This is a genomic window from Pantoea latae, from assembly GCF_002077695.1.
GTDB lineage: Bacteria > Pseudomonadota > Gammaproteobacteria > Enterobacterales > Enterobacteriaceae > Pantoea > Pantoea latae.
On sequence record NZ_MWUE01000011.1, the window covers coordinates 63,824 to 85,972 of the forward strand.

Sequence of the window (22,149 nt, forward strand, 5' to 3'; positions counted from 1 at the left end):
AAGGCCCCGGGTCGCGGGGCCGACTTCACTGCTTAACAAGGACATTTTCCCAGCTTACCGGCCTGACTGGGGAACCGGGCATCAAGACAGTATCGGTGGAATTCTCGCTCGCTCATTGGCGTCAGATCCGGGTGATGATGCTGCATATGCTGAAGATAATTTTGATAATCATGTACCCCGACCATCAGGCGAAAGCTCTGCTGTAGCCCACGCCACAGCCGTCGCCAGCTGAACCGCGCCGGGGCCACGAGCGGCTGGCAGCGGGTAATGTTGTTGAGACGCGCCGGGCGCGCGACGCGGCGGATAGCGTCAGACATGGCGTACCTCCTTGCGCAGCGACGGCTCGGCTTCGTGCGTGGTCGGCACGCTGCTCTGCAGCGCGCGGCGGATCACGAAGAAGGCGGCGATCAGCATGGTTACCGCCACCAGCATAAAGAAGCCGCACAGCACGGCGTTGATCTGGTTGCTGAAGACGATGGTCTGCATATCCGCCACGCTCTTCGCCGGGGCGATAATCACCCCTTCGTCGATCCCTTTGCGGAATTTATTCGCCTGCGCCAGAAAGCCGATAGAAGGCTTCTGATGAAAAATCTTCTGCCAGCCCGCCGTCATCGAGGTGACAAACAGCCAGGCGGTCGGCAGAAGGGTGACCCAGGCGTAGCGCTGCTTTTTCATCTTAAACAGCACCACGGTGCCGAGGATCAGCGCCATCGAGGCGAGCATCTGGTTGCCGATGCCGAACAGCGGCCACAGGGTATTGATGCCGCCCAGCGGATCGACCACGCCCTGATAGACAAAGAAGCCCCAGCCGGCCACGGCCACTGCCGTGCCCGCCATATTGCCCACCCAGGAGCGGTTGTTCGCCAGCGACGGCACCACGGTGCCGACCAGATCCTGCACCATAAAGCGACAGGCGCGCGTGCCGGCGTCCACGGCGGTCAGAATAAACAGCGCTTCGAACAGGATGGCGAAGTGATACCAGAAGGCCATCATCGCCCGGCTGTTGAAGACGTCGGTGATGATATGCGCCATGCCTACCGCAAAGGTCGGCGCGCCGCCCGCGCGCGACAGCACCGAGGCTTCACCCACGTCGCGCGCGATGCCGCTCAGCATCTCCGGCGTCACCACAAAGCCCCAGCCGTTGATCACCTGCGAGGCGTTCTCTACCGTGGTGCCGATCAGCGCGGCGGGCGAGTTCATGGCGAAGTAGACGCCAGGGTCGATCACCGAGGCGCAGATCAGCGCCATAATGGCGACGAAAGACTCCATCAGCATCGCGCCATAGCCGATAAAGCGGATATGGCTCTCGCGCTCAACCAGCTTCGGCGTGGTGCCGCTGGAGACCAGCGCATGGAAGCCAGAAATCGCGCCGCAGGCGATGGTGATAAACAGGAACGGGAACAGCTCGCCGGAGAAGACCGGGCCGCTGCCGTCGATAAAGCGCGTCACGGCCGGCATTTTCATTTCCGGCATGGCAAAGACGATGCCGATCGCCAGCCCGACGATCACGCCGATTTTCAGGAAGGTCGAAAGGTAGTCGCGTGGCGCCAGCAGCAGCCAGACCGGCAGCACCGAGGCGACGAAGCCGTAGATCACCAGCACCCAGGTGAGCGAGGTGCCTTTCAGGGTAAAGAAGGGGCCCCAGTAGGGATCCTGCGCCACGTTGCCGCCATAGATAATTGCCGCCATCATCAGCACAAAGCCGATCAGCGACACCTCCGCGATTTTACCCGGTCGGATAAAGCGCATATAGACGCCCATCAGCAGCGCGATGGGAATGGTCGCGGCGATGGTAAAGAGTCCCCACGGCGAGTTGGCCAGCGCCTTGACCACCACCAGCGCCAGCGCGGAGAGGATAATAATCATCACCCCGAGCGCGCCGAGCATGGTGATGACGCCGGCGAACGCGCCCAGCTCCTGACGCGCCATCTCGCCCAGCGAGCGGCCGTCGCGGCGAGTCGAGATAAACAGCACGAGGAAATCCTGCACCGCGCCCGCCAGCATCACGCCAATGAGGATCCAGAGGGTGCCGGGCAGAAAGCCCATCTGCGCCGCGAGGATCGGGCCGACCAGCGGGCCCGCGCCCGCGATAGCGGCAAAATGGTGACCGAACAGCACCCATTTATTGGTCGGCACATAGTCGAGGCCATCGTTCAAACGCTCGGCCGGTGTACGGCGTCGGTCGTCCAGCTCAAAGATATTGCGCGCGATAAACAGGCTGTAAAAGCGATAGGCGATGCTGTAGCAGGCGACGGCGGCCACCACCAGCCAGACCGCGTTAACGTGCTCGCCGCGGTTTAACGCCAGCATGGCGAAAGCGCCCGCGCCGACTAACGCCACTGCTAACCAGATAGCGCTGGTTTTGACGTTCTTCATGACCTCACTCCTTGTATGAACCGAAAGGGACGTTCAATGACAACGAGTCAAAGGTAATGTAATGGAATGTAAGTGAAAGTTAATGTGTCGAGAAGTGTGAAGCGGGGAACAAATTTAACATTTGTGCAAAACAGGGAGAGGGAGGCGGGATAACAGCGATTATCCCGCCTTGTTCAGGCTCAGACGGCCGGGCGCGCCACCACGCTGCGCGTTTCCATGCGCACTTCGGCGATGGTTACGTCAATCACGTCGGTCACGCGGTAGACCACTTCGCCTTTGATCTGCACCGTGCCGCTCTCCTGGCTGCACACCAGTTCGTCGCGCACCGCATGGATAAAGGGCGCCGGAATAAAGGCGACCGCGCCGTTCTCCAGCAGGCGCACGCGCATGCCGCCGCGCGACACGTCGATGATCTCCGCGCTGAACTTGCGGTCGGTGCCGGCGTGCGGCGTCAGCCAGCGCGCATAGAGCCAGTCGCCGACGTCGCGCTCCGCCATACGGTTAAGGCGGCGACGCTCGCTCATGGTGGTCGTCAGCGCGTCGTCCGGACGGGCGCCTTGCTCGCCGCGGATAATCGCTTTCAGCAGGCGATGGTTGATCATGTCGCCCGATTTACGGATCGGCGAGGTCCAGGTGGCGTACGCCTCCAGACCCAGACCGAAATGCGGGCCTGGCTCGGTGCTGATCTCGGCAAAAGACTGGAAGCGGCGGATGCGGCTGTCGAGGTACTGGGTCGGCTGCGCGTCCAGTTCACGACGCAGCTGGCGGAAGCCTTCCAGCGTAGTGATAGCGGCGGCGTCCACCGTCACGCCGTGGCTTGCCAGTACGGCGGCGGCCTGCTCGGCGTTAGTGGCGTCGAAGCCGGTGTGCACGTTGTAAACGCCGAAGCCCAGCTTCTCGCGCAGCACCTTACCGGCGCAGACGTTAGCGAGGATCATCGCTTCTTCAACCATGCGATTGGCGATGCGGCGCGGCTCGGCGACGATATCCAGCACTTCGCCTTTCTCGCCCAGCACAAAGCGGTAGTCGGGACGATCTTTAAACACCAGCGCGTGGTTGTGGCGCCATTCGCTGCGCGCCAGGCAGATGCGGTGCAGCAGACGGATCTGCTGGGCAATCGCCTCGCTCTGCGGCTGCCACTCGCCCTTGTTTTCCAGCCAGTCAGACACCTCGTCGTAAACCAGTTTGGCTTTTGACTCGATCCAGGCGGCGAAGAAATGCACGTCGTCGCCCAGCGTGCCGTCCTGCGCAACGGTGACGCGGCAGGCCAGCGCCGGGCGGCGCACGTTGGGACGCAGCGAGCAGACGTCGTCGGAGAGTTCGCGCGGCAGCATCGGGATATTAAAGCCCGGCAGGTAGTTGGTGAAGGCGCGCTGCGCCGCCAGCTTGTCCAGCTCGCTGCCTTCCGGCACGTAAGCGGTAGGATCGGCGATGGCGATGGTCAGGCGCAGCGTGCCGTCGGCGTTCTCTTCGACGTAGAGCGCGTCATCCATATCTTCGGTGCTGGCGCTGTCGATGGTGACGAACTCGAGCGCGGTGAGATCCTCGCGCGTCAGCTGTTCGTCCTGCATTTCGCCAAAGCCGACCTGCGGCGCTTCGCGCTCCAGGTTATGGCGCGACAGCGTGACCCACCACGGCGCCAGGTGGTCGTCGGCTTTGACGATAAATTCGGTCAGTTCGGCGTAGAAGCCGCGATCGCCTTTCAGCGGATGGCGGCGCATCTCGGCCACGGCCCAGTCGCCCGCCTGAAAATCATGGCTCAGGCCGCGCACCGGACGGCAGGGAATCGCGTCTTTCAGCAGCGGATGATCCGGCACGATAGAGAGACGATCGTCTTTCTTCTGAACGCGGCCGACAAAGCGGCTGAGGAAAGGCTCGATCAGCGTTTCCGGCTCGGCGCTTTCGCGATCTTTATCGCTGTGGATGATGGCGGAGACGCGGTCGCCGTGCATCACCTTCTTCATCTGCGGCGGCGGGATGAAATAGCTTTTCTGCGCGTCGACTTCAAGAAAGCCGAAACCTTTTTCGGTGCCTTTAACAACACCTTCTGCGCGAGGCGTCTGCGCGTGGAGCTTCTCTTTAAGCTGCGCGAGCAGCGGATTATCCTGGAACATAGTAGTTTAGTTTCGTGGCCTAAGAGCGGCTGCTAGTTTTACGCGAATCAGGGGCGCGCGGCAAGGCAAAAAGGGGGAAAAAAGCCGGATTAACCGGCTTTTAGAGGCGTAACGCGAGGCGTCAGGCAATACGTTGCGTCGGGGCGGAAACCGCCAGTTCCAGCTTCACCGGAACCGATTTCGAGGTTGGCGTGCCGCTGCCGTCGCCGAAGCTGTTGAGCGGCACCAGCGGGTTGGTTTCCGGATAATAGGCCGCGAGGTTGCCGCGCGGAATATTATAGGGCACCAGTTTGAACCCGGTGACGCGACGCGTAATGCCGTCGTTCCACAGGGTTTCGATATCCACCAGCTGACCTTCGCTAAAGCCCTGCGCCTGCATATCTTCCGGGTTAATAAACACCACTTCGCGCTGGCCATAGACGCCGCGATAACGGTCATCAAGGCCGTAAATCGTGGTGTTGTACTGGTCATGGGAGCGCAGGGTCTGCAGCGTAAACGGCACCTCGGCGATATCCTGCGGGAAGAGCGACGCCGGCAGCGCCGCGCTGCTGAACTCCGCCTTCTGCGTCGGGGTGTTGAAACGCAGCTCTGCCGCGGCGTTGCCCAGATAGAAGCCGCCCGGCTGATCGCACTTCAGGTTGAAGTCGGCGAAGCCCGGGATAGTCGCGGCGATATGGTTGCGGATCAGGTTGTAATCGGCGGCCAGATCCAGCCACTGCACCTTCTCGTCGCCCAGCACCGCATGCGCGATGCCCGCCACGATAGCGGTCTCAGAGCGCTGCGTCTCTGCCAGCGGAATGCCGATGCCCTCGGAGGCGTGCACCATGCTGAAGGAGTCTTCTACCGTGATGAACTGGTTGCCGCCGGCCTGGATGTCGCGCTCGGTGCGGCCCAGGGTCGGCAGGATCAGGCTTTCCGCGCCCGGCACCAGATGGCTGCGGTTGAGCTTGGTGCTGATGTGCACCGTCAGGCCGCAGCGCTGCAGCGCCTCTTCGGTGCGCGGCGAGTCAGGCGCTGCCGCCGCCAGGTTGCCGCCCAGCGCGATCAGCACTTTGATCTCGTCGCGCAGCATGGCGTTCAGCGCTTCAACGGTGTTGTGGCCGTGCTCGCGCGGCGGCTCGAAGCCGAAGTGGCTGCCCAGCGCGTCGAGGAACGCCTTGCTCGGCTTCTCGTCGATGCCCATGGTGCGGTTGCCCTGCACGTTGCTGTGGCCGCGCACCGGGCAGAGGCCGGCGCCTTTCTTGCCGAGCTGGCCGAAAAGCAGCTGCAGGTTAACGATCTCGCGCACCGTGTCGACCGAGTGCTTGTGCTGGGTGATGCCCATCGCCCAGGTAATAATGACGCGATCGGCGCTCTGGTAGATCGCCGCCGCTTCGCGGATCTGCGCTTCGCTCAGGCCGGACTGCTGCACGATCTGCATCCAGTCGGTATTGTCCACCGCGTCGAAGTAAGCCTCGATTCCGTGGGTGGTGGCGTTAATAAAGGCTTCGTCGAACAGGCCTTTTTCGCCCGCCGCCAGACGCGCGCGATGGGTTTCCAGCAGCGCTTTCACCATGCCGCGCACCGCCGCCATATCGCCGCCGAGGTTCGGCTGGTAATAGGTAGAGCTGATGGTGCCCGCCATAGAGGTGACCACTTCCAGCGGTTTCTGCGGATCGGCGAAACGCTCGAGGCCGCGCTCGCGCAGGGTGTTAAAGGTGACGATCTTCGCGCCGTGATCGGCGGCGTGGCGCAGGCTGTGCAGCATGCGCGGATGGTTGGTGCCTGGGTTCTGACCAAAGACGAAAATCGCGTCGGCATGGTCGAAGTCGTCGAGGCGAATGGTGCCTTTGCCGACGCCGATGCTACGCTTCAGGCCGGCACCGCTCGCTTCGTGACACATATTGGAGCAGTCCGGGAAGTTGTTGGTGCCCACCAGGCGGCCAAACAGCTGGTAAAGCCAGGAGGCTTCGTTGCTGGCGCGGCCGGAGGTGTAAAGCTCCATCTGATCCGGATTGTCCATCGCCTTAATATGCTGCGCGATCAGCGCAAAGGCGTCGTCCCAGCCGATCGGCTCATAGTGGTCGGTTTCAGCGTTGTAGCGCAGCGGATGGGTCAGACGACCCTGGTACTCAAGAAAGTAGTCGCTCTGCGCGTAGAGTTTGGTGACGCTGTGCTGGGCGAAAAAGTCGGTATCGACCACGCGACGCGTCGCTTCCCAGGTCACCGCTTTGGCGCCGTTTTCGCAGAAGCTAAAGGTGCTTTTATTGTCGTCGCCCCAGGCGCAGCCCGGGCAGTCGAAGCCGCGCGCTTTGTTCATGCGCATCAGGTTGCGCATATTTTTCAGTGCGGCTTTGCTGTCAAGAACGAAACGGGTGGTCGCTTCCAGTGAACCCCAACCGCCCGCGGCGGCGCGGTAAGGCTTAATTTTACGTTTGAATTTCATGGTGAGTGCAGGCTTATGTTTTTTGTAGGAAGTTTGTTATCAGGATATATCCTGACGGTGAGGGAAGTGTGCGACTGCAATCATAAGTTGTCTAATTGATTGACTTAATGGTGCGATAGCCCGCGTTTATCGCGTGGGTAATGGAAATGTGATGCTGTTCAAAGTTTACCCGCTGTTAACCTGCTCATAACGGGAGTTACCGGCGCATCGGGTCAATACTTGCTCATCTTCCTCGGAAAGGGCGCACCTTATGAAACAGCTCAGCAGTCAGATCCATGCCTTTGGCAAGGCGCTAATGATGCCGATATCGGTAATTGCGGCGGCGGGGATCTTTCTCGGCCTGGCGGCCGCGATGCAGAACCCGGCGATCACCGGCGACGCCTTTGCCCAGATGCAGGTGCCGCAGCTGATTATCGGGTTTATCCGCAAAGTGGCGGGCGCGCTGTTCGCCAACCTGCCGCTGTTTTTCGCCGTGGCCAGCGCCATCGGCCTGGCGAAAGCGGAAAAGCCGACGGCGGCGTTCGCCGCGGTGATCGGCTACATCGTCATGAACGTCGGCATCAACGCCACGCTGGCGGCGAAAGGGCTGACGGCGGCGACCACCACGCCGGACGCGCTGCAGCGGGCGGGCATGGATCAGACCGCGGCGATGATGACCTCGGCGGAATATATCCAGATGCTGGGCATCTTCACCTACAACATGAGCGTGCTGGGTGGCGTCATCGCCGGGCTGCTGACGGTGCTGCTGCATAACCGCTTCTATACCCAGCAGTTGCCGACCGCCATCAGCTTTTTTGGCGGCCGTCGCTTTGTGCCGATTGTCACCGTGGTGTTTTTGCCGCTGGTGGGCGTGCTGCTGGCGCTGATCTGGCCGACCCTCGGCGCAGGCATCGCCTGGGTTGGCCAGCTGATCGGCCAGAGCGGGCAGTACGGCGCTTTTCTGCTCGGCACCGCGGAGCGCATTCTGATCCCCACCGGGCTGCACCATATTCTCAATGAAACGGTGCGTTTCACCCCGATTGGCGGCATCGCCACGGTAGACGGACAGACGCTGGTGGGCGCGCTCAATATCTTCAACGCCTCGCTGACCCATCCAGGTTCGGTGCCGGATGAGACGCTGCGCAGCGCCACCCGCTTTCTGGCGCAGGGCAAAATCCCGGTGATGATGTTCGGCCTGCCGGCCGCCGCGCTGGCGATCTACCACACCGCGCGACCGGAGCATAAACAGCGGGTGAAGGCACTAATGATGGCGGGCGCGCTCACCTCTTTTACCACCGGCATTACCGAGCCGCTGGAGTTCTGCTTTATCTTTGTCTCGCCGGTGCTCTATTTGCTGCATGCGGTGCTGACCGGCCTCTCATTTATGCTGATGTCGATGCTGCACCTGATGATCGGCAACGTGCAGGGCGGCGTCATCGATCTGGTGGTTTTCGGCATCCTCGGCGGCAGCAAAACCCACTGGTGGTGGACGCTGGCGCTGGGCGCCATCTACGCGCCGCTCTACTACTACGCGTTCCGCTTTGTGATTACGCGCATGAACGTAGAGACGCCGGGACGGGAATCGGAAGAGGAAAAACCGCAGCTGGTGGCGGCGGATCAGCGCACCCAGGTGATCATCAGCGGGCTGGGCGGGCAGGGGAATATTGAGGATGTCGACTGCTGCTTTACCCGTCTGCGCGTGCGGGTGAAGGATATGAAAGAGGTGGTGGATCAGACGCTGCTGACAACGGGCGCCAACGGGGTCAACCGCGTCAGCGAGCATGATATTCAGGTGATCTACGGCCCGCAGGTAGAGAAGATCGCCAACGAGGTGAAAAGCGCGCTCGGCGTGGCGTAAGGCGATTTAGGTCTACACTTAACAGACTGGAAGCAGACAAGGAGACGGAAATGTTTAAGCATAAGACCAATGAAGAACGCAAGCAGGAAGGGGACGTCAGCAAGAGCGCTCCCGAGAGTACGCCCCACGTCCACAATGCCTATGAAGAGGACGATCATCCGGCGACTGATGCGCCTAATCAGCACGGCGAAATCCCGCGCACCCGCGACGATCACGAGGATGATAAAAAGGATCCTTATGAGGATCGCGACAAAAAATAGCGGCTTTCCGCTATCGCCCCGTTACAAGAAAGGCCGCAGCGTTGTCGCTGCGGCCTTTTTGGATATTTGCGCTAGCTGGCGGTTAGCCAGCGCGTCACTGTCAGGATTGCGGCTGACCAACCGGACCGGAACCCAGCGGGCCGCCAGGAACGGACTGGCCGCTTGGCGCGTGCGGACGACCATCGCTGCCCACCGCACTGCTGTCATGCTGACAGCCTGAAAGCGCAACCAGGCTGGCGATAATTAACATTCCACCGAATAAGCTTTTCATAAATGTCCCTGTGAGGTTTAAAGTTTTGTCGTGTGTTGCCGATCAAGCTTAGCCAGGGTGTGATGACTGTCAAAAAACAACGCGATTAATTTCCAGCGCTTTCAATCAACAAGCAGCCATGTGGTAAGCAAAACGGCGCACTTTTAGTGCCAGCGAAGATGGGTAAAAATTGACAATCTCATGACGCTAAATGAACATTCAGACATTGCCAACGGATAACGGTTTTCGCCGTTACTGGAAAGCGATCGCACCGGCGCAAACAACCTGTTGCCGGTCGGGTTTGAAATTTCCAGCAAATAGTGGCGGGCTATTAAAATCGACATCAAACAACTCATCTACCTCTGTAACCTCGAACGCGAGCGCCATTTCGGCCGGGCGGCGGAAGCCAGCTTCGTCAGCCAGCCGACGCTCTCGATGCGCCTGAAAAACCTCGAGCGCGAACTCGGCCTGTCACTGATCAACCGCAGCAATAACTTTGTCGGTTTCACGCCGGAAGGGGATCGCGTGCTGGCGTGGGCGCGCGAAATCGTGTCGGTCTATCAGGGGCTGAAGCTGGAAGTGGAATCGCTCAAGCACGGCGTCAACGGCACGCTGCGCATTGGCGTCATGCCGCAGTGCAGCGTGGCGCTGCCAGAGCTACTGAAAAGAGTGCAGGGGCGCTATCCGCAGCTTAACTACCGCATCGCCGCGCTCAGCGCCGATCAGCTGCTGGAGGCGCTTAACAGCCATACGGTCGACGTCGGCATCGGCTTTTTTGAGCTGGCGACGCTGCGCGAGCTGCATTTTCAGACGGCGTTTCTGCCGGAGCGCGGCGTCGAGGCGATATTCGATCCCGCCGCTTTTCCCGCGCTGGTGGGCAGCGAACCGCTGGCGCTCACGCAGCTCGCCGCGCTGCCGCTCTGTCTCTCAGAGCCGACGCGCTATTTTCGCCGCTATCTGGATATGGCTTTTCGCGAGTCGGGCTTAACGCCGCAGGTGATGGTGGAGAGCGCGTCGATCCTCGAACTGGTGCAAAGCGCGCAGGTCGGGCTGGGGGTGCTGGTGTCGCCGGTCGGCCATCTGCTGCCCTCTATGCTGAGCGGCATGGCGCAGCGGCCGATTGCCATTACGCATATGGCGCGTCAGGCGGCGCTGGTGATCGCCGAACCGGGTCGCGCCTCGCCGCTGTCGCAACACTTCTTCGACGAGGCGCGCAGCCACCTTGAGGGCTACGCCGCTTCGCCCATGGCGTAAAACAGCCGGCTGTTCCAGTTGCCGATCGCTACCGCCTGAATCAGGGCGAACAGCGCCTCTGGCTGCCAGCCTTCATTGACCAGCGGCTGCAGATGCGCCGCGCTAAAGCGCTCCGGCGAGCGCGTCAGCTGCGCCGCCAGTGCCACCACACGTCCCTGCGTCGTCGCCTGAGCGGCGGCGTCATCAACCGATTCCAGCAGCGCGTCGCGCACCTCTTGCGGGAAAAACTGAAACGCCCAGCGGCTGCCAAGCGCGCGTGCGCAGGTCGCCTCCGCCAGCGAGGTGAATGCGGCGGGCGCGATTCGCTGGCGCAGGGTTTGCCAGCCGTAGAGCGCGGCGGCGTCGTGCGCCAGCAGCCAGACCGCGTCGGCGAGATCGGCGTGCGGCTGACAGAAGGTGACGGCGGCAAGCTGATCGGCGCTGGCATAGCGCAGCTCCAGCGGCTTCACGCCCGGCTGCCATTTCTGCGGCTGCGTAAACCCGTCGCGCGCGGCGTCGGGCGGCGGCGTAATGCCCGGCAGCCAGCGCACCGGCAGCGCCAGCAGCGCCTGCAAACCGGCCACGATACGCGCCTGATAGCTGACGAAACCGATGATCTGATTCAGGGTGACGATATCCGGCTCGGTCAGGCCGACCGCGTCCAGCGCCTTCAGCGCTGCGGCGTTGATCAGCGACGGCTGCATCGCCAGCTGGCGCGCATACTGGGTCAGCTGCGTCAGGCGGTTATTGCTCTCGCGCGACGAATCAGGTCCCGGCAGCGGATTAAGACGCGCCGAATAGTGATTGCACAGCCGCTGCACGCCTGCGACCTGCGCCACGGTCAGCGCGGTGCTGAGACGGTCGTAAAGCGTCAGCGTATGGGTAAGCGTTGCCGTGACGCGATCGGGAAACAGCAGCTGGCTGAGATCGCGCGAGGCGAGCAGCATCGGCTGGCTGGCCTGCAGCAGCGGCTGCAGTGCGCTCGCCTCCTGCTGTAAACCGAGCAGAAAACGGTCGTTAATAAGGGCAGCTTCGGGAACCAGCGGTTCGGCCTGAACGGCATGCGGGCTGGTCTGGCTCTCGTAAAACCAGTGGTTATGGCCGGGATAGCGGCGTAGTTCCATGGTTAGTCCTTTTGCAAATAGCTGGCACGTCGCGCATGGCGTGAATCCGAAACCGTGACGCGCGCCCGGGGGCTGGCTTATCGTCGCCTGAGCGGTGTGAAGTGCAAAAGATTGATCGGTGATAATTAATAGCGGGATGCTATAAGGCGGGAAAATTGCGCAGAAAAAGAGAGGGCGAGCCAGGCTCGCCCTTAAAACTTACTTCAGTTCCAGCTCGTTCATCGCGGCGATGCTGAAGCCGCCGTCAACGTGAACCACCTCGCCGGTGATGCCGCCAGCCAGGTCAGAGCAGAGGAACGCGGCAGAGTTGCCGACGTCTTCGATGGTGACGGTGCGGCGAATCGGGGTAACCGCTTCGCAGTGCGCCAGCATCTTACGGAAATCTTTGATGCCTGACGCCGCCAGGGTACGGATCGGACCGGCGGAAACGGCGTTAACGCGCACGCCTTCCGGACCCATCGCGTTCGCCATATAGCGCACGTTGGCTTCCAGCGACGCTTTCGCCAGACCCATTACGTTGTAGTTCGGGATAGCGCGCTCTGCGCCCAGGTAGGAGAGCGTCAGCAGGGCAGAGCCCGGGTTCAGCATCTCGCGGCACTCTTTCGCCATCGCAACGAAGCTGTAGGCGCTGATGTCGTGAGCAATCTTAAAGCCTTCGCGGGTAACGGCGTTCACATAGTCGCCATCCAGCTGGTCGCCAGGAGCGAAGCCGATGGAGTGAACGAAACCGTCAAATTTCGGCCAGGTTTTTGCCAGTTCAGTAAACAGCGATTTGATGCTCTCGTCTTCGGCCACATCGCACGGCAGCACAATGTCTGAACCCAGATCTTTAGCAAACTCTTCCACACGACCTTTCAGTTTGTCGTTCTGGTAGGTGAAAGCCAGTTCTGCGCCCTGCTTGTGCATCGCCTGCGCAATTCCGTAGGCAATAGAGAGTTTACTGGCAACGCCAGTAATCAGAATGCGCTTACCGGAAAGAAAACCCATAGCTGTAATCCTTATGGTCATTGTTGTTGGCGGTCGCACTGGTTAAAAAATAAGCGACCGACGTTAATCGACGAGCGATTCTAGCACGTCTCGGGCAAATGGGGTAAACCAACCTGAATTAGCGCGCCCGGCGCCAGGCTTCCGCCGTCAGCGCTTCGCCAAAGTGGCTAGAAATCAATCGTTTAGTCAGATCGTGCAGTGGAGAAGCCAGCACGTCGGCGGTGCCGCCGCGCTCCACCACTTCCCCCTGATGCATCACCAGCACCTGATCGCTGATGTGCTTCATCATGCCGAGATGCTGCGTCACATAAATATAGGTGATGCCGTGTTTCTCCTGTAGCTCCAGCATCAGGTTGACCAGCTGTGAACGCATGGTCATATCGAGCGAGGCAAGGGCCTCGTCGGCGACAATCACCTTCGGCTGCAGGATCAGCGCGCGCGCCAGGCCGAGGCGCTGCTTCTGGCCGGGCGCCAGCATATGGGGATAATAGCCAGCGTGGTCGCGCAGCAGACCTACCTGACGCAGCGTAGCGATAATGCGCTTTTCGCGCGCCTCGGGCGCCAGGTCGCTGTTCAGCCGCAGCGGCAGATCGAGGATCTGGCTGACGCGCTGGCGCGGATTGAGCGAGGTAGAGGGATCCTGAAATATCATGCGGATGCGCTGGCTGCGGTAGCCGTAGTCGCCAAACTGCAGCGGGTGATCGTTAATCAGGATCTCGCCCGCGCTCGGGGCCACCATGCCGCTCAGCATCTTCGCCAGCGTCGACTTGCCAGAGCCGTTCTCGCCGATAATCGCCAGCGTCTGCTTCTCGCGCAGGGTAAAGCTCACCGATTTTACCGCCTCGACGTGCTGGCGGCGAAACAGGCCGGTGCGATAGCGAAAGGTCTTGCTGAGGTTGCGCACTTCAAGCAGCGTCTCCATTACTGCTCCTCCATATTCAGCGGGAAGTGGCAGGCGAACAGATGCGTTTTACTGCCGCTGAGACGCGGCGTTTCGACGCATTTGCGCTGCGCATAGGGGCAGCGCGGGCCGAGGCGGCAGCCAATCGGCAGGCTTTCCAGCGAGGGAATGGCGCCGGAGAGCGTGTTGAGCCGGCTCTTGTGCGGCAGCGAGCGGCCAAAATCGGGCATCGCGCGGATCAGCGCCTGGGTATAAGGATGGTGCGGCGTGGTCATCAAATCGCTGCTGCCGGCGGTCTCCACGGTTTGGCCGCAGTACATGACGTTAATGCGATCCGCCCACTGGCTCATGGTGCGCAGATCGTGGCTTATCAGCAGAATGGTGGTGTTGTTGTTCTGATTAAGGCGGCTCAGCAGGCGGAATATTTGCGCCTGCGTCGTCGGCTCCATGGCGTTGGTCGGCTCGTCGGCGATCAGCAGACGCGGCTGGGTGGCCAGCGCGATGGCGATCATCACCTTCTGGCACTCCCCTTCGGTCAGCTCGTAGGGAAAGCTGCGCATAATATCTTTGTGATCTTTGATGCCGACGCGGTGCAGCAGCTCGATGGCGCGGGTTTTGCGCCAGAACCAGAAGCGGCGCAGCCAGGGCCCTTTAAAGGTCCAGCGCGGGATCGCCTGCATTAGCTGACGGCCAATGCGCTCAGAGGGATCGAGACAGGACTGCGGCTCCTGAAAAATCATCGAGAAGTTGCGCCCGACGATACGGCGCCGCTCGCGCGGCGACAGGCGCAGCAGGTCGACATCGTCAAACACCATACGGTCGGCGGTGACGCGCCAGTTATCTTTGGTGACGCCGCAAATCGCCTTCGCTACCAGGCTTTTACCGGAGCCCGACTCGCCGACCAGCCCGCGCACTTCGCCTTCCGTCAGCGTCAGATTGATGCGATCCACCGCTTTCACCGGACCCTCTGCGGTCATAAATTCAATGGTCAGATTACGGATATCGAGTAACGGCATTATTCCACTCCCGCTTCTACAGCGCGGCGGATACCGTCGCCCAGCAGGTTAACGATTAATACGCTGATCATCAGCGCCACGCCGGGCAGCATCACGGTCCAGGGCGCCACATAGACCAGCTCGAGCGAATCGCCGAGCATCGCGCCCCATTCGGGCGAGGGCAGCTGGGCACCGAGATCGAGAAAGCCGAGCGCGGCGATATCGAGGATCGCCATCGACAGCGAGCGCGTCACTTCGCTGATCAGCGTCGGCAGCACGTTCGGCAGCAGCGCGTGGCGTAAAATATCGAGGTTGCTGGCGCCGTCGAGACGCGCCGCCACCACATACTCTTTTTCCAGCTCGTCATGCACCGCGCTGTAAATGTCGCGCACCAGCCGCGGCAACAGCGCCAGCCACACCGCCAGCAGCGCATGCTCCAGCCGCGGGCCGAGAAACGCTACCACGATAATCGCCAGCAGCAGCGAGGGGATCGACAGCAGCGTATCCAGCACGTGATTCATCACCGCCGAACGCAAACCGTGGGTGATCCCCGCCAGCACGCCCAGCACCAGGCCGCACAGGGTGGCGAACAGCGTCACCAGAATCGCCGAGCCCACCGTCGGCGCGACGCCGCTCAACAGGCGGCTCAACACATCCCGGCCGAGATCGTCGGTGCCGAGGAAGAAAGAGACGTCGCCGTAGCGCGACCAGGAGGGCGGCAGCAGCTGATAGCCGAGAAACTGCTGATCGATGCCGTAGGGCGCCAGCAGCCCGCCAAACAAACAGAGAAACAGCAGGGCGGCGAAGCCGTACAGGCCGATCATCGCGGTGGGGTTGCGATAAAAATGGTGCCAGCTGCGGCGAAAGGCGCCAGGCAGCCGCTTTTCGGCGTAGACGTTATCGTAGGGCATAGGCACTCGCCTGGTTTAACGCTTCATTAAAAAAAGAGAACATACAATGCACTGCCTTGGGTTGCGCGGTGACAACGTCGAGGTCATTCCCGATCGCCACAGGGGATTATCCGTCGATATCCCGCTTACAGGCAAGGAAACAGCAGCAGCTATTTCATCGATGGATAACAGTTGGTTAGGATCCGCGCGTTCAGAACGGCGGTACGACGTGGCTCAGCTACACTCGAACCAGACCCTAATTAGCAGGAGCAACGATGAAGGATGAAAAACCCGCCCGCGAGGCGAACCGGGAGCCTGTTCATGAACAGGTGCTGCAAAGCGGCGCGGCGTGGAACGGGCAGGCCTATAACGCCTACCCAGTCGGCAAGCCGCAGATTACGGTAATGCGCATGTCGCTGCCGGCGCACAGCGAGCTGCCCTGGCATACCCATCCCATGCCCAATACTGCCTATTTGCTCTCCGGCGAGCTGACCATTGAGGACAAAGCGAGCGGCGCGACGCACAGCGTAAAGGCCGGTGAGGCGATCAATGAAACCCTCGACAGCGCCCATCGCGGCTATACCCGCGACCAGCCGGCAGAGTTGGTGATTTTTTATGCCGGCGTGGAAGGGCAGCCGCTTTCCGTGCCGCTGCCAGGCGAGGCGTCGGAATTTTAGCCTACAGCAGGCAGATGCCCTGCATGCCGGCGATGCAGTTGCGTCCCGATTTTTTCGCCGTGTAGAGCGCCTCGTCGGCGGCCAGCTTCAGGGCATCCGGCGTGCCGCCAGGAACGGAGGCGCCGATCCCGGCGCTGAGCGTCACGATTTTTTCCGGCAGCTCGCTGGCCTCGTGAGGCAAGGCCGCGCGGCGAATCGCCTCCAGCGCCCGGAACGCCACCTTCTCCGCATCCCGCGCCTCGGTGCCCGGCAGAATAATGGCGAACTCCTCGCCGCCGTAGCGCGTGACGCGGTCGGTGCTGCGCAGCGGAAGGTGCTTAAGCACCGCCGCCACCGCCTGCAGACAGCGGTCGCCGGCGATATGTCCGTACGCGTCGTTGTAGCGCTTAAAGTAATCTACATCGAACATAATCAGGGAAACCGGCGTCATCGCGCCGTTCAGGCTTTTCTCCAGATAGAAATCGAACTGGCGCCGGTTGCCCAGCCCGGTTAGCCCGTCGAGCATCGCCAGATCGCTCAGGGTGCCGTTGAGCCGCTTTAGCTCATCCTGGCTGCGCATGAGCGCCTGCTGGCTCAGTCGGTTGGCGCGCAGTTGACGCAGGATCTGGAAGCCGAACAGCAGCACCAGCAGCCAGGTGAAGACGTTCACGCTGATGGCGGTGATATTGCTCATCCACCAGCCGTGCCGGATGGCCCGGGTTTCATAGCCCACCGCCACCACCAGCGGATAGCGCTCCAGCCTGGCGTAGCCGAACAGCCGCTCCTTGCCATCCAGACGACTCTTCCAGGTAGCGCTGCCGATGCGCGACTGGCTCAGCAGCGTGGTAAACAGCGGGCTGGAAGAGAGGCTGCGGTTAATGACGCTGTCGGGAAAGGGGCGCGCGTAAAGCAGCAGGCCGTCAGTGTTCATCAGCGCCAGCAGATCGCCCGGCATCTGTTCATACCAGCCGTAGAACTGGCGGAAAAAACTGACTTTCACCGTGCCGAGCGCCACCCCATTAAAATTGCCGTCGGCGTCGTTCAGGCGCAGCGAAACCGGGATAACCCGCTCGTCGGTGCTGCGGCTGTTTACCACGTGGCCGATATGCACGCCAGGGTTTGCGTGGTCGCGGTGCCAGATAAAATATTCCCGATCGGCGTTATTCATCTGAGGATCGACACTTCCGCGCGAGGTTGCCAGGCAGTTGCCCGCTTTGTCATAGACAAACAGGCCTGCCAGCTGCGGCAGAGGCACAGAGAGGCCCGCCAGAATGCCGCGGCTGCCGCTGTAGCTCGCCGGGCGGCTGAACAGCGCCTCCCGCTGACGCGCGATTTCGTCCAGCGCAATGCTGACCTGAAGAAAGGTGTCCTGCGCCTGACGGGAAAGCGACAGCGACTGGTTGCGCGCCTGAATGGAGATATCCTGCAGCCGATCCTGCCAGGATTTCCATAACGCCCAGCTACAGGCGGTGACAATAAACAGGCTGATAAAAAGCAGGAACAGCAGCACGGATCGCTCCGTTGTCCTGTTACGCAAGGATGGCAATGTCGCTCACCGCTAAAACAAGGGGTTATCTGTAAAAGGTAGCAGTAAACCGCGGACCTGTTGATGGAGACGCTGTTGCTCTGGAGACGGGGGAGGGCTATCAACCCCTCAAAAACCTCGCGTGTCAGTTAAGCATAGGGTGATAACGCAGTCTGGTGCCGCTCAGGGACGGCCCGGCAGCAGAGGAGGTGCAGTGGCCTGCACCAGCATGCCCACACGCGTAAATGAAAAGGCCGCCATTTAGAGAAAACAGCGGCCTTACCTGAACATGACCTTAACTGACAAGCATTACACGGCGGCGAGGTTTTTTTTATAAGAGGCAGGGATCTCAGGCGACTTTGAAGATCGCCGTGGCGCGACTTAGCTGTGCCGCCTGCTCTTCCAGAGACGCGGCGGCGGCGGCGGCCTGCTCCACCAGCGCGGCATTCTGCTGCGTCACCTCGTCCATCTGAGTAATGGCGATGCCGACATGCTCAATGCCGTTAACCTGCTCGCCGGAGGCGGTGTAGATTTCCGACATGATGCTCGACACGTCGCTGATAGCGCTGACGATGCCGTTCATGGTGTTGCCCGCCTGCGCCGCCAGCTCGCTGCCTTCGGCAATGCGGTGGTTAGAGGCCTCGATTAACGATTTAATCTCTTTCGCGGCGGTGGCGCTGCGCTGTGCCAGCGCACGTACTTCGCTGGCGACCACGGCGAAGCCGCGGCCTTGCTCGCCGGCGCGCGCCGCTTCGACGGCGGCGTTCAGCGCCAGAATATTGGTCTGAAACGCGATGCTTTCGATGGTGCCGATAATATCCACCACGCTCTTCGAACTGCTGAAAATATCGGCCATGGTGGTCACCACGCGATCCACTGCGTCGCCGCCCTGCTGGGCAACGTGCGAGGCGTCAGACGCCAGCGTGCTGGCGTGTTGCGCATTTGCGGCGTTTTGTCTGACGGTGGCGGTTAACTGCTCCATGCTGGCCGAAGTTTCCTCCAGCGAGGCGGCCTGCTGCTCGGTGCGCGCGGAGAGGTCGGTGTTGCCCAGCGCGACCTCTTTAGAGGCGTTGTCGATGGAGAAGGCCGCGCGCTGGATATCAGAAACCACCTGCTTCAGCTGATCCTGCATGGTTTTGAAGGTGGCGATCAACACGCCGGTTTCATCGGTGGAGTGCGCCACAAGGGCGGTAGAGAGATCGCCAGCGGCGATCGCCTGCGCCGCGTTCACCGCCTCCGCCAGTGGACGCGTAATCGAACGGGCAAGCAGATAGCCCGCTGCAGAGGCGATGGCTAATCCCAGCAGCGCGCCGATAAACAGCGTCAGCCGGGTCTGCGTCTCAACGGCGCTTACCGACTGCTGACGCTGAGTCAGCAGGCTGGTTTCGCCGCTGACGATCGCCGCAATGGTCTGGCGCATCTGATCCATCTGCGGTTTGCCGCTGTTGGCGTCAAACGCGGCGTTAAAGTCGCTCTGCGACAGGGTACCGGCGTTGAGCGCCTGGCGGTGATTCAGCAGCGCCGTGGCAAAGCTTTCCTGCCACGCCTGCTGCTGGTGTAATAGCGTATTCAGGCGCGCCTGCTGCGCCGGATTATCTGCGGTCAGCGATTTTGCCTCCTGCAAATCTTGCAGGAAATCCGCCTGGCCTGTTTTCCACGGATCCAGCATCTCTTCTTTACCGTTAATCGCATAGCCGCGCAGACCGGTTTCCATATTCACCAGGTTTTGCGTCAGGGCGCGGCTCTTATCGATGACGCGCCAGCTGTGGATGTTCCAGTCATTTGAGCTCACGATGCTGGTAAAGTTGCTGTAAAACGCAGCGCAGAGAATTAATAACAGGGCCACGATCAGGCCGAAAGAAAAGAAAAATTTTCTCTTAATGGGTAAATTTTTAAACATCTGTTTCCCGTTTCATCTGTGTGAGCAAAATAAATAAAGAATCTATAAAAAGCAGTAGGTTATCGGCAGGAAAAACAGGGGGCTTCAATTAAATATATGAAAGCGTTAACGTGGCGGATCAGGCTATTTCCAGCGGCTTAGCCTGGGCTTTCAACAAGATGGCAAAGCGCATGAAAAGATTGAAGGGCGAAATTAATAAGCGCCATAGAAAGGATGTGAAAAATGGCGCGGCCCTGCGCCAGCTTGTCGCCGTCAGCCCGCTAGCGTGGCGTCAGCTCAAAATGGGGATGTTTTCCCGCCAGTAACAGCAGCAGTTCATACTCGCCCTGGCTGAACAGCGCGGGATTTTTTGCCGCCTCTTTAAGTTGCCAGACCCGCAGGCTCAGGTTAAACCGCTCGGCGGCGCGCTCTTGCGTCATCCCGGCGGCGACGCGAAGCAGCCGCACGTCGGTCTGGACGATAACGCCTGGCGTAAAGGGTGTCGTGCTCATATTGATGTTCTCTGAAAAAAGTGTAGGCGCTGCTATAAAACGCTCTTTTTGGTTAATATCGCGTTTTAGCAATATCATTTTTTATTGATGTCATTAGCGAAGCGGTATGAAAAATATTTCATTGCGCTTCCCGGCTGTTTTATCTCCCTGTCGCTGCGGTTATTCAGATTTTATTCATCAGAACCCTCTCATAATGTCGATACAGACCCCTTTAGAGATAAATCCGGTTTATATCCTGGGTCATTGGTTCACGATAAGTCGCTTCAAAACAAGGCCGTTATTCATGGCACCCGTTAACGTGCCGACGATCAGGAAACCGATATGAAAGACCCAATTGTTCGCCGCGTGCCTGCTGACCTCTCCCGTATTGAAATCAGCGAGCAGTGGCAAATCACCTTCTGGATGCTGACGCTGCATACCACGCAGGATCGGCTGGTCCGGGCCGTGCGTGAAGCGGGCCCGGAGACGGAGAGCGTGCGCAGCTGGCTGGACGCCAATCCGCCAGCGCGACCCCCGCGCGATTAATGGTGCAAAGCGACCCATTCACCCGCGTTGCTGCGCGGCTGGGCGTCAGCCGCGGCGGGCTGACCAGGCTGCGGCGGCGTCGCGTCGGGAAAGGTAAAATGGCTAATGACCGACGCGAGGATTTCCGTCCGGCCGTTAAGACTGCCGGCCGAGGCCGCCACTTCCTGCACCAGCGACGCGTTCTGCTGCGTGACGCGATCCAGCTCGGCAATCGCCAGCGTGACCTGAGAAATGCCTTTGCTCTGTTCTTCCGAAGCGAGCGCGAACTGGGCGATCAGATCGTTCACCGTGGCGACGCGCGCGGTCACGCTGCCCATAGTATCGCCGGCGCGGCCGGCGGCGACGGCGCCTTCCTGCACGCGCGTCACGGCGCCGTTAATTAAGCCTTCAATCTCTTTCGCGGCGGCGGCGCTGCGCTGGGCGAGGGTGCGCACCTCGGTGGCGACGACCGCGAAGCCGCGACCCTGCTCGCCGGCGCGCGCGGCCTCGACGGCGGCATTGAGCGCCAGAATATTGGTCTGAAACGCAATGCTGTTAATGGTGGCGGTAAACTGGCGGATTTTTTCCGCCTCGCCGGCGATGTCGCCCATCAGGCGTGACACCGAGGTCACCAGAGTGGCGCCTTGCTGAGTGGTCTGCGCGGTCGCCTCCGCCAGCTGGCGCGCCTCACGCGCGCCCGCTGCGTTAGTTTTTACCGTGGCGCTCAGCTGCTCCATGCTGGCGGCGGTCTGTTCCAGCGCGGCTGCCTGCTGGGTGGTGCGATCGGAGAGATCGGCGTTGCCCGCCGCGATGCCTGCCGCTTCCTGGCGCAGCACGACGCTATTGTCGCGCACCGCCTGCACGGTGTTGAGCAGGCTCTGCTGCATCAGTCTGACCAGCGGCACCAGCTGACCGACGCAGTTACGCCCAAAATCCTGCGGCTCGCGCGTCAGATCGCCCGCGGCGATGCCTTTGAAATGGGCGCGCATCACGCCAAGGGGTCTGACCAGATGCACCACCAGAAAACGGTCGCAGAAGGCGAGCAGCCCCAGCGTGATCAGCGCGGCGACGAAAAAGGCAATTTCCAGCCGATGGCGATCCGTTACCGTCGCGGCTTCGTCGCTGTTCAGCTGCTGCTGCAGCGCCAGCAGCCGCTCGTTTGACGCCGCTGAAAACAGGGCGCTGCCGTCGGTCAGGGCGGTGCGCAGCGGCGCCCAGTCGGCGCTGTCAGGCGCTTCCCCGGCGAGGGCCGCTTTTTCCTCTGCCGAGCCGGAGCGGATGACGTTGCCGGCGCGCGTCAGGAAAACAAGCTGGGCGGTAGCGGCATCTCTTCCCTGCGCCTGATGATGCATATCGCGCAGCACGGCCGAGCCATAGGCCCCGGCCAGCGCCACAACCAGCAGCGCCGCCAGTAAAATAACCTGGACGACCCTGCGAATAGTGAAGTTCTTGAGAAAGTGCATATCAGGTTCCCTGGTGTTGTTGCTGTCTGGTCAAAATGTATTGCGTCATTTTTAGTAGCTTGCTATTCGATTGCACGCTATCTTTTTGTTAATGACAGTCTGGCAGGCAATTTAAAAAAAGGAAATGAAAAACTGATTAATTTTTTTATCTGCCAGTTATCGTCTTGTTTATTAAACTAAAAAAAGCAGAAAATAAGCCACGGCGGCTAATACGTTTA

General features: G+C 60.7%; 19 protein-coding genes. 5 read left to right on the forward strand and 14 right to left on the reverse strand.

Going from position 1 to position 22,149, the window contains the following annotated elements; all coding sequences use genetic code 11:
• Nucleotides 1–32: 32 nt before the first annotated feature.
• The 4 genes from B2J69_RS08085 to B2J69_RS08100 form a co-directional block, all read right to left on the reverse strand.
• The gene (locus B2J69_RS08085) at nt 33–317 is read right to left on the reverse strand and encodes a YbdD/YjiX family protein (protein WP_081138131.1); all 285 of its coding nucleotides are present in this window, start codon (nt 315–317) and stop codon (nt 33–35) included.
• A complete protein-coding gene (locus tag B2J69_RS08090; protein ID WP_081138133.1) occupies nt 310–2,376 on the reverse strand; it encodes a carbon starvation CstA family protein in 2,067 nt (688 codons plus the stop codon). Before B2J69_RS08090 ends, B2J69_RS08085 begins: the two co-directional genes overlap by 8 nt.
• Before the next feature lie 179 nt (nt 2,377–2,555).
• Nucleotides 2,556–4,490 carry an exoribonuclease II gene (locus B2J69_RS08095; RefSeq protein ID WP_081138135.1) on the reverse strand — a complete coding sequence of 645 codons (1,935 nt, stop codon included), beginning with the start codon at nt 4,488–4,490 and terminating at the stop codon, nt 2,556–2,558.
• Between the two features lie 121 nt (nt 4,491–4,611).
• Nucleotides 4,612–6,915, reverse strand: a complete 2,304-nt coding sequence (locus tag B2J69_RS08100) for an FdhF/YdeP family oxidoreductase (protein WP_081138137.1) — start codon at nt 6,913–6,915, stop codon at nt 4,612–4,614.
• 250 nt (nt 6,916–7,165) lie between these two features.
• On the opposite strand from B2J69_RS08100, the gene B2J69_RS08105 reads away from it, so the two are divergent.
• Nucleotides 7,166–8,752, forward strand: a complete 1,587-nt coding sequence (locus B2J69_RS08105; RefSeq protein ID WP_081138139.1) for a PTS transporter subunit EIIC — start codon at nt 7,166–7,168, stop codon at nt 8,750–8,752.
• A gap of 50 nt (nt 8,753–8,802) precedes the next feature.
• The gene (locus tag B2J69_RS08110; protein ID WP_081138141.1) at nt 8,803–9,012 is read left to right on the forward strand and encodes a hypothetical protein; all 210 of its coding nucleotides are present in this window, start codon (nt 8,803–8,805) and stop codon (nt 9,010–9,012) included.
• A gap of 100 nt (nt 9,013–9,112) precedes the next feature.
• On the opposite strand, the gene B2J69_RS24175 is transcribed toward B2J69_RS08110, so the two are convergent.
• On the reverse strand, nt 9,113–9,283 hold the full coding sequence (locus tag B2J69_RS24175) for a hypothetical protein (protein WP_167376561.1): 171 nt from the start codon (nt 9,281–9,283) through the stop codon (nt 9,113–9,115).
• 315 nt (nt 9,284–9,598) lie between these two features.
• Between B2J69_RS24175 and B2J69_RS08115 the strand changes: the two genes are divergently transcribed.
• Nucleotides 9,599–10,516, forward strand: coding sequence for a LysR family transcriptional regulator (locus tag B2J69_RS08115; protein ID WP_081138143.1), 918 nt, complete (start codon nt 9,599–9,601; stop codon nt 10,514–10,516).
• Here B2J69_RS08115 and B2J69_RS08120 read toward each other — a convergent pair.
• From B2J69_RS08120 to sapC, 5 genes are all read right to left on the reverse strand, one after another.
• Nucleotides 10,492–11,619 (reverse strand): CMD domain-containing protein, encoded by a 1,128-nt coding sequence (locus B2J69_RS08120; protein WP_081138145.1) that lies wholly within the window; start codon nt 11,617–11,619, stop codon nt 10,492–10,494. The two genes, B2J69_RS08115 and B2J69_RS08120, sit on opposite strands and share 25 nt — an antisense overlap.
• 198 nt (nt 11,620–11,817) lie before the next feature.
• Entirely contained in the window at nt 11,818–12,606 is a 789-nt protein-coding gene (fabI, locus tag B2J69_RS08125; RefSeq protein ID WP_081138147.1) for an enoyl-ACP reductase FabI, read from the reverse strand.
• Nucleotides 12,607–12,724: 118 nt separating this feature from the next.
• Complete coding sequence (gene sapF / locus B2J69_RS08130; protein ID WP_081138149.1) at nt 12,725–13,528, reverse strand: putrescine export ABC transporter ATP-binding protein SapF; 804 nt, start codon at nt 13,526–13,528, stop codon at nt 12,725–12,727.
• Nucleotides 13,528–14,523, reverse strand: coding sequence for a putrescine export ABC transporter ATP-binding protein SapD (gene sapD / locus B2J69_RS08135; protein ID WP_081138151.1), 996 nt, complete (start codon nt 14,521–14,523; stop codon nt 13,528–13,530). Before sapD ends, sapF begins: the two co-directional genes overlap by 1 nt.
• Nucleotides 14,523–15,413, reverse strand: coding sequence for a putrescine export ABC transporter permease SapC (sapC, locus tag B2J69_RS08140; protein ID WP_081138153.1), 891 nt, complete (start codon nt 15,411–15,413; stop codon nt 14,523–14,525). Before sapC ends, sapD begins: the two co-directional genes overlap by 1 nt.
• Nucleotides 15,414–15,667: 254 nt before the next feature.
• On the opposite strand from sapC, the gene B2J69_RS08145 reads away from it, so the two are divergent.
• A complete protein-coding gene (locus B2J69_RS08145; protein WP_081138155.1) occupies nt 15,668–16,069 on the forward strand; it encodes a cupin domain-containing protein in 402 nt (133 codons plus the stop codon).
• Between the two features lies 1 nt (nt 16,070).
• Here the strand turns inward: B2J69_RS08145 and B2J69_RS08150 are convergent, their stop codons facing one another.
• From B2J69_RS08150 to B2J69_RS08160, 3 genes are all read right to left on the reverse strand, one after another.
• A complete protein-coding gene (locus B2J69_RS08150) occupies nt 16,071–17,558 on the reverse strand; it encodes a sensor domain-containing diguanylate cyclase (protein WP_081138157.1) in 1,488 nt (495 codons plus the stop codon).
• 364 nt (nt 17,559–17,922) lie between these two features.
• On the reverse strand, nt 17,923–19,473 hold the full coding sequence (locus tag B2J69_RS08155; protein WP_081138159.1) for a methyl-accepting chemotaxis protein: 1,551 nt from the start codon (nt 19,471–19,473) through the stop codon (nt 17,923–17,925).
• A 260-nt stretch (nt 19,474–19,733) separates the two neighbouring features.
• Nucleotides 19,734–19,964: a transcriptional regulator gene (locus B2J69_RS08160; protein ID WP_081138161.1), complete on the reverse strand. Its 231-nt coding sequence runs from the start codon at nt 19,962–19,964 to the stop codon at nt 19,734–19,736.
• A gap of 321 nt (nt 19,965–20,285) precedes the next feature.
• On the opposite strand from B2J69_RS08160, the gene B2J69_RS08165 reads away from it, so the two are divergent.
• Nucleotides 20,286–20,489, forward strand: coding sequence for a DUF3606 domain-containing protein (locus tag B2J69_RS08165; protein WP_081138163.1), 204 nt, complete (start codon nt 20,286–20,288; stop codon nt 20,487–20,489).
• Here B2J69_RS08165 and B2J69_RS08170 read toward each other — a convergent pair.
• Nucleotides 20,486–21,931, reverse strand: coding sequence for a methyl-accepting chemotaxis protein (locus B2J69_RS08170; protein ID WP_081138165.1), 1,446 nt, complete (start codon nt 21,929–21,931; stop codon nt 20,486–20,488). The two genes, B2J69_RS08165 and B2J69_RS08170, sit on opposite strands and share 4 nt — an antisense overlap.
• Nucleotides 21,932–22,149: the final 218 nt, after the last annotated feature.